14 protein-coding genes are annotated in these 15,844 nt (G+C 66.3%); 6 read left to right on the plus strand and 8 right to left on the minus strand.

Annotated elements, in window-relative coordinates; translation table 11 throughout:
* Positions 1-27 precede the first annotated feature (27 nt).
* The 3 genes from ATE62_RS04680 to ATE62_RS04690 are packed head-to-tail and all read right to left on the minus strand — an operon-like array spanning position 28 to position 2,347.
* A complete protein-coding gene (locus ATE62_RS04680; RefSeq protein WP_156422269.1) occupies positions 28-777 on the minus strand; it encodes an N-acyl homoserine lactonase family protein in 750 nt (249 codons plus the stop codon).
* A gap of 5 nt (positions 778-782) precedes the next feature.
* Positions 783-1,574 carry an enoyl-CoA hydratase/isomerase family protein gene (locus ATE62_RS04685; protein WP_058807072.1) on the minus strand — a complete coding sequence of 264 codons (792 nt, stop codon included), beginning with the start codon at positions 1,572-1,574 and terminating at the stop codon, positions 783-785.
* Positions 1,571-2,347, minus strand: a complete 777-nt coding sequence (locus ATE62_RS04690) for an SDR family NAD(P)-dependent oxidoreductase (RefSeq protein WP_058807071.1) — start codon at positions 2,345-2,347, stop codon at positions 1,571-1,573. The genes ATE62_RS04685 and ATE62_RS04690 overlap by 4 nt, the downstream gene beginning before the upstream one ends.
* Before the next feature lie 590 nt (positions 2,348-2,937).
* Here ATE62_RS04690 and ATE62_RS04695 point away from each other — a divergent pair.
* Positions 2,938-4,524, plus strand: coding sequence for a Na+/H+ antiporter (locus ATE62_RS04695; protein ID WP_058807070.1), 1,587 nt, complete (start codon positions 2,938-2,940; stop codon positions 4,522-4,524).
* A 15-nt stretch (positions 4,525-4,539) separates the two neighbouring features.
* Here ATE62_RS04695 and ATE62_RS04700 read toward each other — a convergent pair whose 3' ends face one another.
* A complete protein-coding gene (locus ATE62_RS04700; protein WP_058818440.1) occupies positions 4,540-6,255 on the minus strand; it encodes a hypothetical protein in 1,716 nt (571 codons plus the stop codon).
* Positions 6,252-7,958: an Hsp70 family protein gene (locus ATE62_RS04705; protein ID WP_058810562.1), complete on the minus strand. Its 1,707-nt coding sequence runs from the start codon at positions 7,956-7,958 to the stop codon at positions 6,252-6,254. Before ATE62_RS04705 ends, ATE62_RS04700 begins: the two co-directional genes overlap by 4 nt.
* Before the next feature lie 487 nt (positions 7,959-8,445).
* On the opposite strand from ATE62_RS04705, the gene ATE62_RS04710 reads away from it, so the two are divergent.
* From ATE62_RS04710 to ATE62_RS04720, 3 genes are all read left to right on the plus strand, one after another.
* Positions 8,446-10,398 (plus strand): ribonucleoside-diphosphate reductase subunit alpha, encoded by a 1,953-nt coding sequence (locus tag ATE62_RS04710; protein WP_058810563.1) that lies wholly within the window; start codon positions 8,446-8,448, stop codon positions 10,396-10,398.
* Positions 10,399-10,788: 390 nt separating this feature from the next.
* Positions 10,789-11,850 carry a ribonucleotide-diphosphate reductase subunit beta gene (locus ATE62_RS04715; protein WP_058810564.1) on the plus strand — a complete coding sequence of 354 codons (1,062 nt, stop codon included), beginning with the start codon at positions 10,789-10,791 and terminating at the stop codon, positions 11,848-11,850.
* Positions 11,851-12,228: 378 nt separating this feature from the next.
* Complete coding sequence (locus ATE62_RS04720) at positions 12,229-12,462, plus strand: hypothetical protein (protein ID WP_058810565.1); 234 nt, start codon at positions 12,229-12,231, stop codon at positions 12,460-12,462.
* Between the two features lie 29 nt (positions 12,463-12,491).
* Here ATE62_RS04720 and ATE62_RS22760 read toward each other — a convergent pair whose 3' ends face one another.
* Positions 12,492-13,025 carry an ImmA/IrrE family metallo-endopeptidase gene (locus ATE62_RS22760; protein WP_082662605.1) on the minus strand — a complete coding sequence of 178 codons (534 nt, stop codon included), beginning with the start codon at positions 13,023-13,025 and terminating at the stop codon, positions 12,492-12,494.
* A gap of 1 nt (position 13,026) precedes the next feature.
* Entirely contained in the window at positions 13,027-13,356 is a 330-nt protein-coding gene (locus tag ATE62_RS04725; RefSeq protein ID WP_197411776.1) for a helix-turn-helix transcriptional regulator, read from the minus strand.
* 152 nt (positions 13,357-13,508) lie between these two features.
* Here ATE62_RS04725 and ATE62_RS23540 point away from each other — a divergent pair, with 152 nt between their 5' ends.
* Positions 13,509-13,685: a hypothetical protein gene (locus ATE62_RS23540; protein ID WP_197411777.1), complete on the plus strand. Its 177-nt coding sequence runs from the start codon at positions 13,509-13,511 to the stop codon at positions 13,683-13,685.
* Between the two features lie 426 nt (positions 13,686-14,111).
* Complete coding sequence (locus ATE62_RS04735; RefSeq protein ID WP_058810567.1) at positions 14,112-14,813, plus strand: hypothetical protein; 702 nt, start codon at positions 14,112-14,114, stop codon at positions 14,811-14,813.
* Between the two features lie 74 nt (positions 14,814-14,887).
* On the opposite strand, the gene ATE62_RS04740 is transcribed toward ATE62_RS04735, so the two are convergent.
* Entirely contained in the window at positions 14,888-15,403 is a 516-nt protein-coding gene (locus ATE62_RS04740; RefSeq protein WP_231736107.1) for a hypothetical protein, read from the minus strand.
* Between the last annotated feature and the right edge of the window lie 441 nt (positions 15,404-15,844).

A 15,844-nucleotide genomic window follows, 5' to 3' on the forward strand; every position in this document is an offset into this window, starting at 1 on the left:
CCATCGCTTCGCGACAGGGAGGATTAATTACCCGATCGCCTTCCCCTCCGCGACGCTCGCCCACTGCTTCCCGTCATGCCCGAACAAAATCTGCACCCCAGCCGCGCGCTGGCGCTGCAAAAATTCCATCGTCCTGAGCCCCGCCTCGCGGTCCACCACCGCCTTCTGCAGCACCATCAGCTCGAGATTGCGCTCGGTATAACAGCAGTCCGCCGCCAGCAGCATTTCGCGCCCGCTCGGCAGCTTGACGATCACGCTCTGGTGCCCAGGCGTATGCCCATAGGTCGGCACGATCCGAACGCTGCCGTCGCCGAACAGGTCGAGCTCGCCGTCGATCGCCTTCACCGGCTGGCCGGTCGCATAGTCGACCGCCTCATAGAGCCCGGCCTCCTCGCTCGCCTGCGCCGCCGCCAGCTCGCGCGACTGCACGATCACGCAAGCATTGGGCAGGCTCGCATTCCCCCCGCAATGGTCGATATGGAGGTGCGAATTGATCACCCAGTCGATGCTGGCGGGATCGACGTCGATGCTCTTCAGCCGCGCCGCGATCTCCTGTCCCTCGAAAAATTGCAGCCCGAACTTGTTCGGCGGCAGCGCGGTTTCGAGCGTGCGGCGATAGCGCACCCCCATGCCCGTATCGAACAAAGCGCGGCCCTTCGGATGGTCGATCAGATAGGAAGGCACCGGGCCCTTCAGATAATCGCCCTCCTCGCCCTCGATGAAATAGCCCGGGCGGCACTGGAACCAGCCCGTGTTGAAGGCATAGAGGCGCAGCATATCGGTCACCTTTCGCGATATTCCGGCGCGCGCTTGCCGAGGAAAGCGGCGAGCGCTTCCTGATGATCCTCGGTCGCCGAGAGGATCACCTGCTGCCGGTCCTCGATCGCCATCGCCGCGTCGAGGCTCTGCGCGTCGATGTTGAGGTTCAGCGCCTGCTTCGACAGCCGCAGCCCCCAGGGCGCGGTCGCCAGCATCTCGTCGGCGAGCGCCAAGCCGCGATCCAGCAACGCCTCCTCCGCGACGATCTCGCTGATCAGCCCTGCGCTGAGGGCCCGCTCGGCGTCGATGAAACGCCCGGTCAGGATCATCTCCGACGCGAGGCTCGCGCCGACCAGCCGCGGCAGGAAATAGCTCGACGCCATGTCGCAGCCGCCGAGCCCGATGCGGATATAGGCGGCGTTGCAGCGAAAGCCCGGCGTCCCGTAGCGCACGTCGGAGGCGAGCAGCAGCGACAGTCCGCCGCCCGCCGCGGCGCCATGGCCCAGCGCGATGATCGGCTGCGGACAGGCGCGCATCTTGCGATAGATATTGCCGATGCTCGTCTGGGTGCGCAGCGTCCGCAGCACCGCGGTCTCGTCGCTCGACCGGTCCTCCTGGATGTCGAGCCCGGCGCAGAAACCCCGCCCCGCGCCGCGCAGGATCACGACGCGCACATCCTTGCGATCGGCCAGCCCGCCGAAATAGGCGTTGAGTTCGTCGACCAGCCCCTCGCTCAGCGCATTCAGCCGCTCGGGCCGGTTGAGCGTCGCGATCTCGACCGCACCCCGCGTCTCGACCAGCAGCTCGCCGCTCACAGCGTCTGCCCGTCGTCGATCGTGAACACGCTGCCGGTGATCCCCTGCGCGGCGTCCGAGCAGAGCAAAAGCAGCGGCGCGTGCAGATCGCTCGGCGGGCGCATCCGCTGGCGCGGGAAGCTCTTGACCATCGCGCCGCCGACGTCGCTTTCGAACAGCACCGCGGTCATCTCCGATTCGAAATAGCCCGGCTGGATCACATTGACGCTGATCCCGCGCCGCGCCCATTCGCGCGCCAGCGCCTTGCCCAGGTGGCGCACCGCCGCCTTGGTCGCGCCATAGACCGAGGTCGCGGGGAAGACCTTGTCGGCGGTGATCGACCCGATCAGCACGATGCGCCCATGCTGCTTCTCGCGCGCGCCATCCTTGTCGAGCCGCTTGGCGCCCTCGGTCGCGGTCAGGAAGACGCCGCGGACATTGGCCGCGTGGAGGAAATCGACCTCGTCGACGCTGAGCCCTAGCGCCATCTTCTCGGTCGCGACCCCGGCGTTGGCGACGATCGTGTCGACGGTGCCGAAGGCGGCCTCGGCGGCGTCATACGCCGCTTTCGTGGAGGCCTCGTCGGTGACGTCCATGCTCACCGCGATCGCCTGCCCGCCCGCGGCCTCGATCTCCGCCACTTGCTCGGCCAGCTTGTCGGCGCGGCGCGCCGCGAGCACGACCTTCGCCCCCGCCGCCGCGAGCGCCTTGGCGAAGCCTGCGCCGAGCCCCGACGAGGCCCCGGTGACGAGCGCGACGCGCCCCGTCAGATCGAACCTGGGTTGCTCCGCCATCGTCTCTCCCTTTCCTGTACGTCGCGCCTGCCTTGGCGGCGATTGACGTTTACGTCAACCTGTCAAGCCGCGCACGGGGGCCAGATCGTCGAAGGAGAACAAAAGGGGGTTGACGCTGCGATTTTGTTCTTCTAATGTTCCACTCGTGCACACACAACCTCATCCCCCGTCGCGGCTGCCGAGCGCGGCGGACGGGGGATAAAGGGTTGGCTCCCGATATTCTTGCAGACGAGCCTGTCCGGTTTCGGGCGGTTGCTGCCGCTAAGATCCTCCCCACGCGCAGCGATGGGGAGGTGGCAGCCCGCAGGGCTGACGGAGGGGTTGGCAACGTCAAAGGTCAGCGCTGCGCCGCAACCCCTCCACCACCGCTTCGCGGCGGTCCCCCTCCCCATCGCTTCGCGTGGGGAGGATCTTTGGGGCAGCTCCCCACCCCAAAGCCGCCGCCGCATGCCTCGGGTTTGCAAAATGGGCCGCCCCCTCCCCGAACATTGATCGTCAGCCGAAACGACGCCAAGATGCCGGCGGCTTTGGCAGCAAGGGGGTGCATCATGACGGCATCGCACGGGCTTTCGCAGGACCGGACCTGAACCATGCACGCGGTCGAAGCCTTCGAACTCGTCCTCGCGCTGCTCGCGCTCGTCATCGCGCTCCACTGGCTCGCGATGAAGCTGCGCTGGCCGCCCGCGACCGCGCTGCTCGTCGGCGGCGGCGGGCTCGCCTTCATCCCCGGCCTCCCCTCGATCACGCTCGACCCCGAGCTCGCATTGGTGCTCTTCCTGCCGCCGCTGCTGATGGACGGCGCCTATTATACCGCACTCGGGCGCTTCCGCCGCCACCTGCCCGGCATCCTCTCGCTCGCGGTCGGCGCGGTCGTGTTCACCACGCTCGTCGTCGGCGTGGTCGCGCATATGATCCTGCCCTCCTTGCCCTGGGCCGCGTGCTTCGCGCTCGGCGCGATCGTCTCGCCCCCCGACGCGGTGTCGGCGCGCGCGGTGCTGAAGGGCGTGCACCTCCCCCGCCGGCTCGAGGCGCTGCTCGAGGGCGAGAGCCTGCTCAACGACGCCACCGGCCTCATCCTCTTCCGCTTCGCCGTCGCCGCGACCCTCAGCGGCGTGTTCCACACCGGCGAGGCGGTGCAGAGCTTCGCCTTCGTCGCGATCGGCGGCGTCGTCGTCGGCGCGGTGGTCGCCAAGGCGTGGATCTTCGCCGCCAAGCGGCTGAACGACCGCATGCTCGTCATGCTCGTCACCATCCTGCTGTGCTGGGCCGCCTATATCGCGGGCGAGGCGGTGCATGTGTCGGGCGTCATCGCCACCGTCACCGCGGGGCTCGCGATGGGCTGGTACCAGCACGAGATCCTGCCCGCCGAGGTGCGCCTGCGCGCCAATTCGGCGTGGTTCATCCTCGTCTTCGTGCTCGAGGCCTTGGTCTTCATCCTCATCGGCTTTTCGCTCCGCGACGCGATCGAGCGGATCGGCGGGATCGCGGCGATCCCGACATCGTGGGTCGTGATGATGGCCGCGGTCGTGCTCACCGTCACCGTCGCGCGCTTCGTCTGGGTCTTCGCGTCGGAGGCGGTGCTCGAAATCGCGGGCAAGCTCGGCCTCGAACGCGCCCGCCCGCTCGGCTGGCGGCAGGCGACCGTCCTGAGCTGGGCGGGCATGCGCGGCGTCGTCACGCTGGCGGTGCCGCTGACCCTGCCCACCGAAATGCCCGGGCGCGACCTGATGCTGATCTGCGCCTTCGCGGTGATCTTCGTGACCGTCGTCGTGCAGGGGTCGAGCCTCGGCCTCCTGATCCGCAAGGTCCGGCCCGTCGACGCCGACCCGCCCGCCAGGATGGCGCTGCCCGCCGCCGAAGGCGCGATGGCGCGCGCCCGCTCGGAGGTCGTCGAGCGCCTCGCCTATGACGAGGAGGGCACGCTGATCCACCCGATGATGCTCGAGGAGCATAGGAAGCGCATGCGCTTCATGGAGCGCTACACCGCCGAGCCCGTCGCCGCGATGGATGGCCTCCGCTCGCATTTCGACGTGCTGCTGCAGGCGATCGCCGCCAGCCGCGCCGAGCTCATCCGCCTCCACCGCGCCGGGCTGATCGAGGACGCGGTGCTCCACGAACTCGAACGCGACCTCGACATCGAGGAAATGGCGATGATGTTCCAGCGCGGCAGCGAATAGCCGCCCCCGCCCCGATCACGCCTTGACGAACAGCCGGTCGGCCAGCCGCCGCACCACCAGCGCCATCGCGAGCGGCAGCGGCACGATCGCCAGCCCCGCGACGAGCAGGACATAGGCGATCAGCCACTGCGTCGACAGCGGCGGGCGCCAGGCGTCGGCGGCGGCGTCCTGCGCCAGCAGGATGAACAGCCCCGCCGCGACCGCCAGCGCCACCGGCCGATCGGGCAAGGCCCCGAGCGCGATCCACAGCAGCCCCGCCGCCGCGACGAGCAGCACGCCGCGCGCACCGGTCAGCACCCAGCGCGGCGCCGCCTCCCAGGTCTCGACCAGCCGCGGCCGCACCCAGTGCGCCGCCAGCATCGCGAGCACCGCGGGCACCACCGCCTGCCGCCAGTCCATCCGCCCCGCCGGCGCCTCGGTCAGCGCAAAGGTCGCGAGCAGCAGCGCCGCGATCAGCGGGTAACGCGCCGCGGCCAGCCCGCGCCAGAAGCCCCCGCGGGTGCCGGGCTCGGGCTCGGCGCCGCTTTCATGCGCCAGCAACAGCGCGCCGACGATCAGCCCCGCGGTGGTCCACGGCGTCGCCGGCGCCAGCAGCGCGATCGCCGGAATCGTCAGCAGCACGAAGAAAGCGGTGAGTTCGAGCGCGTCGAGCCGCGCCGAACCCGGCCTTCGCCACCGCCCCGCCGCGCGCTCGGCGAGCAGCCTTTCGAGCAGCAAAATCCCGCCCGCGGTGCCGGCCCACCAGCCCCATAACATCGGATCGGCGAGCGGCGCCTGCCGCGCGCGCCCCGCCATCGCCAGCGCGACGAGAAGGCCGGTGATCAGCGCGCCCCACGGGATGCGGATGTCGCGCGCTTCCTCCCACGCCTCGACGATATCGGGATCGAAGCGATAGGCGCCCTCGGGATAGAGCTGGCGCATCGCATCGAGGAATTCGCGCACGCGCCGCTTGCGCCGCCAGTCGCGCGCCCAATTGCCCGTCGGCGGCGTCTTCAGGTCCTCGATCAGCGTCTTCTTATAGCCGGTGCTGCCGCTCTCGATCCGCTGGAACCAGTTCTCGGCGGCGGCGCGGCGCCCGGCCTCGCTGATCGGCCAACCGGTACCCACCTGCTGCGCCCGCCGCGCCCAGCCATAATGCCAGCTCGCCAGCCGCAGCAGATAGGCCGCAGCGGCGCCGTGGTTCAGCGCGATATGCGCGAGGCGTTGCTCGACATCCTCGGCGGCATCGACCGTCTCGAGCGCGGGTTCGGCCCACAGCGCGCGCACCGCGCGGTCGATCGCGCGCTCGCGCCCCGCGTCGGCCGAGCGCAGCGCCGCCTCGAGATCGGCGAAATGCGCCGCGACGCGGTCGCGCCCCTGCCGCCAGGGGTTCGCGCGCTCGGGCAGCGGGACGACCGGCGCGGTGAAGGCGGCGCCCCCTATCTCGCCGAGCGCCCATAAGTCGGCGTCCATCGGCCCGCTGACCGCGGCCTCCGTTTCCGCGGCCCCGTCGGCCTCGTCGGCCTCCTTGTCCCGGTCGTCCTCGTCGTCCCAATCCTCGGCCGCGTCGGCCCCGATCCAGCGCGCCTCGCGCTGCGCCTGCTCGAACTGCTGCCGCAGCGCGATGAACTTCGCGGCCTCGGCCTCGACGTCGATTTCCTTCAATTTCTTCGCATAGGCGCGCTTGATCGCGCGCTCGTCGCCGGTGGGATCGATGCCGAGGCTGCTCCACGGCGGCCGGCGGCGGCTCACAGGAACTGCTCGCCGTCCATGCCGTCGATCGCCTTGTCGAGCTCGGTGCGCGCCGTCTCGATCGCGCGCGGGTCCTGCCCCGCCAGCACGCTTTCGAACTGCGCGATCCATTCGCCGACGACCTGCCGCTCATAGCCCAGCCGGTTCTCGAACAGCTGGTTCGCGCGCGCCAGGGTCGCCGCATTCGCCGCCTCGTCGCGCGGATGGATCTTCAGCGCCTCCAGCGCCTTGCGCCGTTTCGCGAAATCGGCGTCGCTCTCGCGGTCCTCCTCGTCGCGGATCACCAGCTGGCGCCGCATGCCCGTGCCCGGCACCTCGACGTCGACCTCGAGCAGCCCCGACACGTCATAGGTGAAGCGCACGTCGATGCCGATATGCCCGCGGTGACCCTGCGGCAGCGGCACCTCGAGCTGCCCCAGCTTGACGTTCTGCGCGACGAAGCGCGATTCGCCCTGGTAGATGCCGAAGGTCACGCTCTGCTGCGCGGCGTCGAGCGGCGAATAGACCTCGCTGCGGCTCGCCGGGATCACCGTGTTGCGCTCGATGATCGGCGAGAAGAGCCCGGTTGTGATCTTGCCGGTCGCGTCGCGGTGCCCGGTATCGACCCCCAGGGTGAAGGGGCAGACGTCGGTCAGGCGGATCTCCTTCAGCGCCGCGTCGCGGCTCTTCAGCCCCGCCTGCACCGCCGCGCCCAAGGCAATCGCATGGTCGGGGTTGATCGTCGCGTTGGGAAAGCGCCCGAACATCCGCGTCACCGCGCGGCGCACCAGCGGCATGCGCGTCGCGCCGCCGACCATCACGATCTCCGACAGGCCCTCGGCGCGGACGTTGCCGTCGCGCAGCGCGCGCAGCACCGGGTCGCGCAGCCGGTCGATCAGCGGCTGCGCGCGCGCCTCGAAATCCTCGCCCGTCACCTCGCATTCATGCGCTTCGCCCTTCCACACGATCTGGAACGGCGCGCGGTCGCTCTCGCTCAGCGCGCGGCGCGTACGTTCGGCGGCGGCGCGCAGCACCTCGTCGAGCATCGCCGCCTCGCCCGATTTCGCCTTGAGCGCGTCACCCAGCGCATCCTTCGCCAGCGCGACGATCGCCGCGTTGAAATCCTCGCCGCCCAGCCGGTTGTCGCCCGCCGAGGCGCGCACCTCGATCACCCCGTCGAAAATCTCGACCAGCGACACGTCGAAGGTCCCGCCGCCGAGGTCGAACACGAGAAACGGCCGCTCCTCTTCCAGCTCGTGGATGCCATAGGCCAGCGCCGCCGCGGTCGGTTCGTTGATCAGCCGCTCGACATTGAGCCCCGCGAGCTCGCCCGCGCGCCGCGTCGCCTTGCGCTGGCGGTCGTTGAAATAGGCGGGCACGGTGACGATCGCGCCGGTCACCGCCTCGCCGAGGAACGCCTCGGCATCGGCCTTGAGCGACCGGAGCACCATCGCCGACAATTCCTCGGGGCGGTAACGCCGCTTGCCGAGCTTCGCCTCCTCGATCGTCCCCATCCGCCGCTTGAAGATCGTCGCGGTCGCCTCGGGGTGCGTCGCCTGCCGTTCGCGCGCCGCGAGCCCGACGAGCAAGGCGCCGTCGTCGCCGACGCTGACCGCCGAGGGGGTGAGCAGGTCGCCGAGCGCGTTGGGGATCAGCACCGGCGCGCCGTCCTGCCACACCGCCACCGCGCTGTTCGTCGTCCCCAGATCGATCCCCACCAGCATAAGTCTTTGTCCCCCAAGGCGCCCCTGCGCCGACCCCCGGTTAGAGGGCACCGCGGCGATTGGAAAGCGGCGCCACCACATCTTGTGCCGGCCCGAAAAATTTTTGTGCCGCGCCGCAGCCGCACCTCCCCAAGCGCAGCCCGCGGAAAGCCGTCACTTCGCCCTGTGAAGCGTGCCCGGATAGCGACGAAACGAATCGGAATAGCGACGAGTTGAGTCCTCAATCTGTCATTTACCGTCTTGCGTCTCTCCGCCGACGTGGCACTATGGATGGTGGGTAGACCGAGGGGGCACCCCAATAAATTGTATCTGGCCGAAAGTGGCGGATTTCCGCCGCCCATCCCATATGGGCGGAGGAAAGAGGCTGTTGCGCCCAAAAAACAGTGCCCCTGGACGTCGATAAAATGCTAAGACTGGGGCTTCGCCCCGAGTCGAACAAGACAGGAACAAGGCGCGCTGCAGGCGCGCCGAATCGGGGGCGAATTGGATGGATTTTCGAGAGACCGACCGGGTGGAGACGAGCGACGTGGCGACGATGGAATTGGCGAAGAACGAGACCCCGGTGGCGCCGGAATCGGTTGGCGAATCGAAGGATGATTCGGCGCCCGCGGCGAAGCTCAACGACGTGGGCGAGCCCAAGGTGCACGCGCGTCGCTTCGCGATCGAGACCGTGCGTGACCGCGACGCGCTCCTGACCGACTTCGGCAAGGAAACGCTCGAGGACCGCTACCTGCTGCCCGGCGAATCCTATCAGGACCTCTTCGCGCGCGTCGCCGACGCCTATGCCGACGACCAGGACCACGCGCAGCGCCTCTACGACTATATCTCGAAGCTGTGGTTCATGCCCGCCACCCCCGTGCTCTCGAACGGCGGCACCGGCCGCGGCCTGCCGATCAGCTGCTATCTGAACTCGGTCGACGACAGCCTCGAGGGCATCGTCGGCACCTGGAACGAGAATGTCTGGCTCGCCTCGCGCGGCGGCGGCATCGGCACCTATTGGGGCGCGGTGCGCGGCATCGGCGAACCCGTCGGCCTCAACGGCAAGACCAGCGGCATCATTCCCTTCGTCCGCGTGATGGACAGCCTCACCCTCGCGATCAGCCAGGGCAGCCTCCGCCGCGGCTCGGCCGCCTGCTATCTCGACATCTCGCACCCCGAGATCGAGGAATTCCTCGAGGTCCGCAAACCCTCGGGCGACTTCAACCGCAAGGCATTGAACCTCCACCACGGCGTGCTGATCACCGACGAGTTCATGGAGGCCGTCCGCGACGGCGCCGAATTCAACCTCCGCTCGCCCAAGGACAACAGCGTCCGCGGCAGCGTCGACGCGCGCGGCCTGTTCCAGAAGCTCGTCGAGACGCGCCTCGCGACCGGCGAGCCCTACATCATCTTCATCGACCAGGTGAACCGCATGATGCCCAAGCATCATCGCGACCTCGGGCTCAAGGTCACCACCTCGAACCTCTGCTCGGAAATCACGCTGCCGACCGGCCGCGACCATCTCGGCAACGATCGCACCGCGGTCTGCTGCCTCTCGAGCCTCAACCTCGAAACCTGGGACGAGTGGAACGGCGACAAGCGCTTCATCGAAGACGTGATGCGCATGCTCGACAACGTCCTCCAGGACTATATCGACCGCGCCCCGCCCGAAATGGCGCGCGCCAAATATAGCGCGTCGCGCGAACGCTCGGTCGGCCTCGGCGTCATGGGTTTCCACAGCTTCCTCCAGGCGCGCGGCCTGCCGTTCGAGGGCGCGATGGCGAAATCGTCGAACCTCCGCGTCTTCAAGCATATCCGCGCGCAGGTCGACGCCGCCTCGATGCTGCTCGCCAACGAGCGCGGCCCCTGCCCCGACGCCGCCGACCAGGGCGTGATGGAGCGCTTCAGCTGCAAGATGGCGATCGCGCCGACCGCGTCGATCAGCATCATCTGCGGCGGCACCAGCGCGTGCATCGAGCCGATCCCCGCGAACATCTACACGCACAAGACGCTCTCGGGCAGCTTCTCGATCCGCAACCCGCACCTCGAGGCTTTGCTCGTCGACAAGGCGAAGAACAGCGACGCGATCTGGAACTCGATCCTCGAGCGCGGCGGCAGCGTCCAGCACCTCGACTTCCTGAGCCAGGACGAGAAGGACTGTTTCAAGACCAGCTTCGAGATCGACCAGCGCTGGCTGCTCGAACTCGCCGCCGACCGCACGCCCTATATCGACCAGGCCGCTTCGCTGAACCTGTTCATCCCGGCGGACGTCGAGAAATGGGACCTGCTCATGCTCCACTACCGCGCGTGGGAACTCGGCATCAAGTCGCTCTATTATCTCCGCTCGAAATCGGTGCAGCGCGCCGGCTTCGCGGGCGGGGTCGAGGCCGACAACACCGCCGAGGCGCCGAAGTTCGAGCTGCAGACCACCGACTACGACGAGTGTCTGGCCTGCCAATAAATGCTTCGATCAAAGTGGTACTTTGATCGAGTTGGAGAAAGACGATGGGTATATTCGGTAATAGATATCCTAATGGCATTGGCGGGATTGGTTCGGGAGCGCATCAGTATAGCGCGGCCGCAAACGCCATTAAGCAAGCTCTGGACCGGCGGAATGAACACAGCTCTGCTCGCATGGCCTCCCTTGCTTCGCGCGCTATGCAAGCGCCGGAGACACTAACTCTCGCAGAAATCAGGTCGCTAGGCGCCTGCGTGCTAACGCAGGCTCCCGACCGCGGCTAACTTGTTCCCCGGCGAAAGCCGGGGTCCAGAGCGGCCTTACGCCAAACCCGACTGGACCCCGGCTTTCGCCGGGGAACAAGATTGAGATCGAATCCAAGGAAGTCCACCCATGTCCCTTCTCGAAGCCCGCAAGACCTACAAGCCCTTCGAATATCCCTGGGCGTTCGATTTCTGGAAACGCCAGCAGCAGATCCACTGGGTGCCCGAGGAAGTGCCGCTGGGCGAGGATTGCCGCGACTGGGCGCAGAAGATCTCGGACCACGAGCGCAACCTGCTCACCCAGATCTTCCGCTTCTTCACCCAGGCCGATATCGAGGTGCAGGATTGCTACCACGAAAAATACGGCCGCGTGTTCAAGCCGACCGAGATCAAGATGATGCTGACCGCGTTCAGCAACATGGAAACCGTGCATATCGCGGCGTACAGCCACCTGCTCGACACCATCGGCATGCCCGAGAGCGAATATGGCATGTTCCTCGAATATGACGAGATGCGCGCCAAGCACGACTATATGGGCACTTTCGGGGTCGAGAGCGACGAGGATATCGCGCGCACCCTCGCGATGTTCGGCGGCTTCACCGAAGGGCTTCAGCTCTTCGCCAGCTTCGCGATGCTGATGAACTTCCCGCGCTTCAACAAGATGAAGGGCATGGGCCAGATCGTCAGCTGGTCGATCCGCGACGAGAGCCTGCACTGCGAGGGCATCATCAAGCTGTTCCACACCTTCGTGAAGGAACGCGGCTGCCTGACCAAGGCGGTGAAGGAAGACATCATCGACACCTGCCAGAAGACCGTGCGGCTCGAGGATGCGTTCATCGACCTCGCGTTCGAACAGGGCCCCGTCCCCGGCATGACGCCCAAGGAGATCAAGCGCTACATCCGCTACATCGCCGACTGGCGCCTGGGCCAGCTCGGTTTCCAGCCGATCTACATGATCGACGAGCACCCCCTCCCCTGGCTCGCCCCGCTCCTCAACGGCGTCGAGCACGCCAACTTCTTCGAAACCCGCGCGACCGAATACAGCAAGGGCGCAACCCGCGGCGACTGGAACACCGTGTGGTCCAGCTTCGACAACCGCAAGAAGGCCAAGGCCAACGACGACGGCGCCGCGGCCGAAACCGACCCCGACGGCGAAGACATGTTCGCCAAGGCGGGGATCGCCGCCGAATAAGCGACCCCCAAACCCCTCCCGCTCGCGGGAGGGGCAGCAAGACTTGGGAGCTTGCTCCCTAGTCGCCGCGGGGAGGGCAAGCGCTGCCGCGCCGAAAGCAGACGCCGCGAAACATCGCGCCGGCAAAACTCAACACCCCCCGTCATCCCCGCGAATGCGGGGATCCAGCTTTTTCCTTCTTCGCGCCTTTGCGCCTTTGCGTGAGATTTTTCTGGTTTCACGCAAAGGCGCGAAGGCACGAAGATAAGGACAAGAGAAGAAAGCTGGATCCCCGCCTCCGCGGGGATGACGAACGGTGGAAACCTTATCTCGCCCTGGGTCCCTCACCCCCACCCATCCCCCTTCACCCCGCGGCCGATCTCGACTATCCTACCCGGCATGACCGACAAGAAACCCAAGCTCAAACTGCTGGTCCTCAGCCAGCCCCAGCGCGCGTGCCTCGAAGGCATTTCGAACCGCCGCCCCCAGCTCCCCGGCGATGCCGTCCGCGAAGAACTCGCCGCCCTCGGCCTCGTCACGCAGCAAGGCACGAAATGGACCCTGACCCCGACGGGCAAGAAGGTCCTCGCGGCGGGGTCGAACCGGAGGAATGCCGGGGGGTTTTCGGTCTGAAGGACCGTGCAACCGCTAATTTTTCTGATCTAAATGATCGACAAATTTAGAATTCGATTAGTGAAGGCTGCACTGCTTACACCAAACATCTTCGCAAATTTCTGAACCAAGGCATCGTCTTCGAGATCCAAACTAGCAGGACACACTTTTCTCACGAAATGCTCTGGCATTAGCACACTGGCGGCAAACGCATTTGCCGAAATCTCGATATCGTCAAAACCTCCTGACGATATATTGTCTCTTCGGAGAACACCCTTGTCCACATGCACGGAGTTCTTTAACATTCTCTCGTGCATAATATGATGCCCGAGTTCATGGGCTATAGTAAATCTCTGCCTATTATTGTGGTGAAGTACATTAAAGACGATATTTTTCTGGCCATCTTTAATGAATGCCATACCTGATAAATCGTCTTCTAAGATCATCGCTTGCAGACGGCATCCCTCTGCCACAGCAATTTCCTTAATTGGCACTGGCAGCGTCAGACTGGGCCATCTGTCCATAACTTTTTGGGCGGCAGCCTCCCCTGATCGCCGCGCCTTCGAAATTTGCGCAAAAGTCATATCAAGAATTTTCAACGATCTGAGCGATCGTCGCAGCCTCATTGCGAGACACAGCCGACCCAGAAATGTTCACGGCCTTGGCCTTGCCTTTCAGATCGCCAGCCAGCGCGACGTTCAAAGGCAGAATATCTGATATCGTTTGTATCCTGAGCGCTTGGACGAGCCCGACTGCCTGATGCAACAGCACTCGCTGCCGCCCTGCCTCAATATTCGCGATTGATGCTCGGCTAAGGCCAACCAGCTTCGCCAACTCTTGCTGGCTAATTTTACGCGCCAACCTTTCGTCCGCCACACGCTTTCCGAACACGGAATAAAGATCTGCCTGTTCCACGGAATCTGGGAATAGAGCGGCAAGAGGGAGCATGTCAACCGGACCCATTAATGTTTGTATTGCAAACTTATGATTGCAATATTGACAATGAGACAAGGCGATATAGGATTGGGCTGTCTCGATTCGGGGCACAAATCGGAAAGGATTGAAGAATGAAGAATCCCGGAAGCAACAGCGGCCAAAACGGCGGCATCTATCAGGAGGTTGGCCCGCGGGGCGGACGGTACGAGAACTATTCGACCGTTCCGGATAACACCCGCCTCCCGCCGACCACCACGCCCGGACGCGGATGGGCGCAGGTTCGCCGCACGCCCGACAGCAAGCGCTAAGGAGTAAGAAAATGGCGTCTTACTATGTCAACATGAACGCTCAATCGAACGGCGATCACGAGGTCCACAAGTCCGACTGTACGTGGCTTCCCTATCCGGAGAACCGTATCTATTTGGGCGAATTCGTTTCCTGCTACGGGGCAGTCGATGCCGCGCGGCAGTATTATACTCAGGTGAACGGTTGCTACTATTGTTCGCCCAACTGCCACACCGGCTGATGCGGTCTATCCTGGTCTAGCGGGATAAGCCTTTGGATTCCCGCTAGATACATACTTCATCAGGTCTGGAGAATTACAGTGACAGGTACAACAACCCCTAATTAAATCGAGTCGTCACCCCAACCTAACACCCCACCAAATCCTATTTCGCACATCGCGTGCAAAAAACTTCTTTCCTAAATTATTTCGCTATGTTCCAAACTGGCAGATGAGCCACATAGCACCGATCCCCTCGCCCGATCCCGCCGCCGACACCGCGCTCGACGCGCATGGTCACGACCCCGCCGCCTATCACTGGGTGCCGGTGCTGAAGAAGCGCCGCAAGGACGGCTGGTCGCCCGACAAGCAGCGCGCCTTTATCGAGGCGCTGGCCGACTGCGGATCGGTCGCCACCGCGGCGCAACAGGTCGGCATGTCCGAATCCTCCGCCTATCGCCTGCGCCGCTCGCCCGGCGCCGAGGCGTTCGACCGCGCCTGGTCGGCGGCGATCGACGCGGCGTCGAAGAAATTGCTCGACGCCGCCTTCGAACGCGCGCTGGTCGGCTCCGACGAGCCGGTGTTCGACCGCGAGGGCCGCCGCGTCGGCCGCCGCCTGCGCCAGAGCGACCGCCTCCTCATGTTCCTGCTGCGCGCCTATGGCCCCGACCGTTTCCAGGGCGCCGCCGCGCGCCGCGCCGAGCCCGCCGCCACCGCCGTCCCGGTCGCCGAGGCGCTGGTCCATCTCCACCCCGCGCCGCCCGCCGCGCCCGAGGCGCTGATGGCCCCCGACGATCTCGCGGTCGCGCTCGAGGTCGCCGACCTCTGCGACGGCGAGCTGCCGCGCTGGTATCGCGACCCCGCGGACGAGCCCGACCCGGTGCCCGCGGCCCCGCCGGCCCCCTGGGACCGCGACGAGGCTGAACTTTCCTGAACTTTGGAGAAACAGTGGCCGTGCCACTGGGCTGAACTTCCCTGAACTTTGGCGCGCAACGGCACCGCCGCCCGCTAGTTCACCGTCACCCCGCCCGGCACCCCGCGCATGCCCGCCGCGGCGAATAGCACCCCGCCCCGGACCGCCTCGACCGAGCCTTCGAGCAGCGGCAGTTTCACCAGCTCGCGCGTCACTTCGCTGTCGTCGTCGACCACCAGCCGCAGCGTCTCCAGCCCCGCCCCGCTCCGCACCAGCACCACGTCGCGCACCAGCGCCAGCGGCCAGCGCGCGCTCCCGCCGCGATACAGCGTCGCGCCGTCGTGCCGCACATAGGCGTGGCGCCAGCGCCACAGCCGCCGGAACCACACCAGCCCCAGCAGCGCGAGGCCCATCAGCGCGGTCATCGCCGCGTCGCCGAAGACGATGCTCGCCGCCACCTCGCCCGCCGTGTCGCCGCGCGCCTGCTTCACGACCAGCGCGGCGAGCGCCAGCGCGCACAGCAATTGCCCCGCGACCAGCGGCTTCGCCTTCAGCCGCGCGATCACGACCACCGGCCGCGCGCGCCTCGCCTGTCCCATTGTCTCGTCCATCGCCGCCTAGATAGGCGCCCCCACCCCGCCGCGCCAGCACCGGCGCGCGCGCAGCGCGTCCGAAATTTTCGCGCAGGGGCGCAGAGGCCGCAGAGATGTGGCGCCATCCCCTCTGCGGTCTCTGCGCCTCTGCGCGAATCGAAAAATGAGCGCAGGCTTATCGACATCAACAACCGCGCCATGCGCCGGCGTCGATGAGATTTATTTCGCGCAAAGACGCAAAGGCACGAAGAAGCCGGCTCACGGCCGCCAGGCCGCCCGCTCATCGCCGCCGCCTATCGCCGAAACTTTGAAGGAGAAAGCCGCTTCGCGGCCGGCACGACCTCTTCTTGTCTTTGCGTCTTTGCGCGAAACAAAAATCCGGAGCGTTCGGCCGCAACAGAGCTCTCGGGGCAAGCCCGCCTCTCCGTCCCGGATGGCCCCACCCCGCTTGACTCCCCC

This window comes from Sphingopyxis sp. HIX (assembly GCF_001468285.1).
Taxonomy (GTDB): Bacteria; Pseudomonadota; Alphaproteobacteria; order Sphingomonadales; family Sphingomonadaceae; genus Sphingopyxis.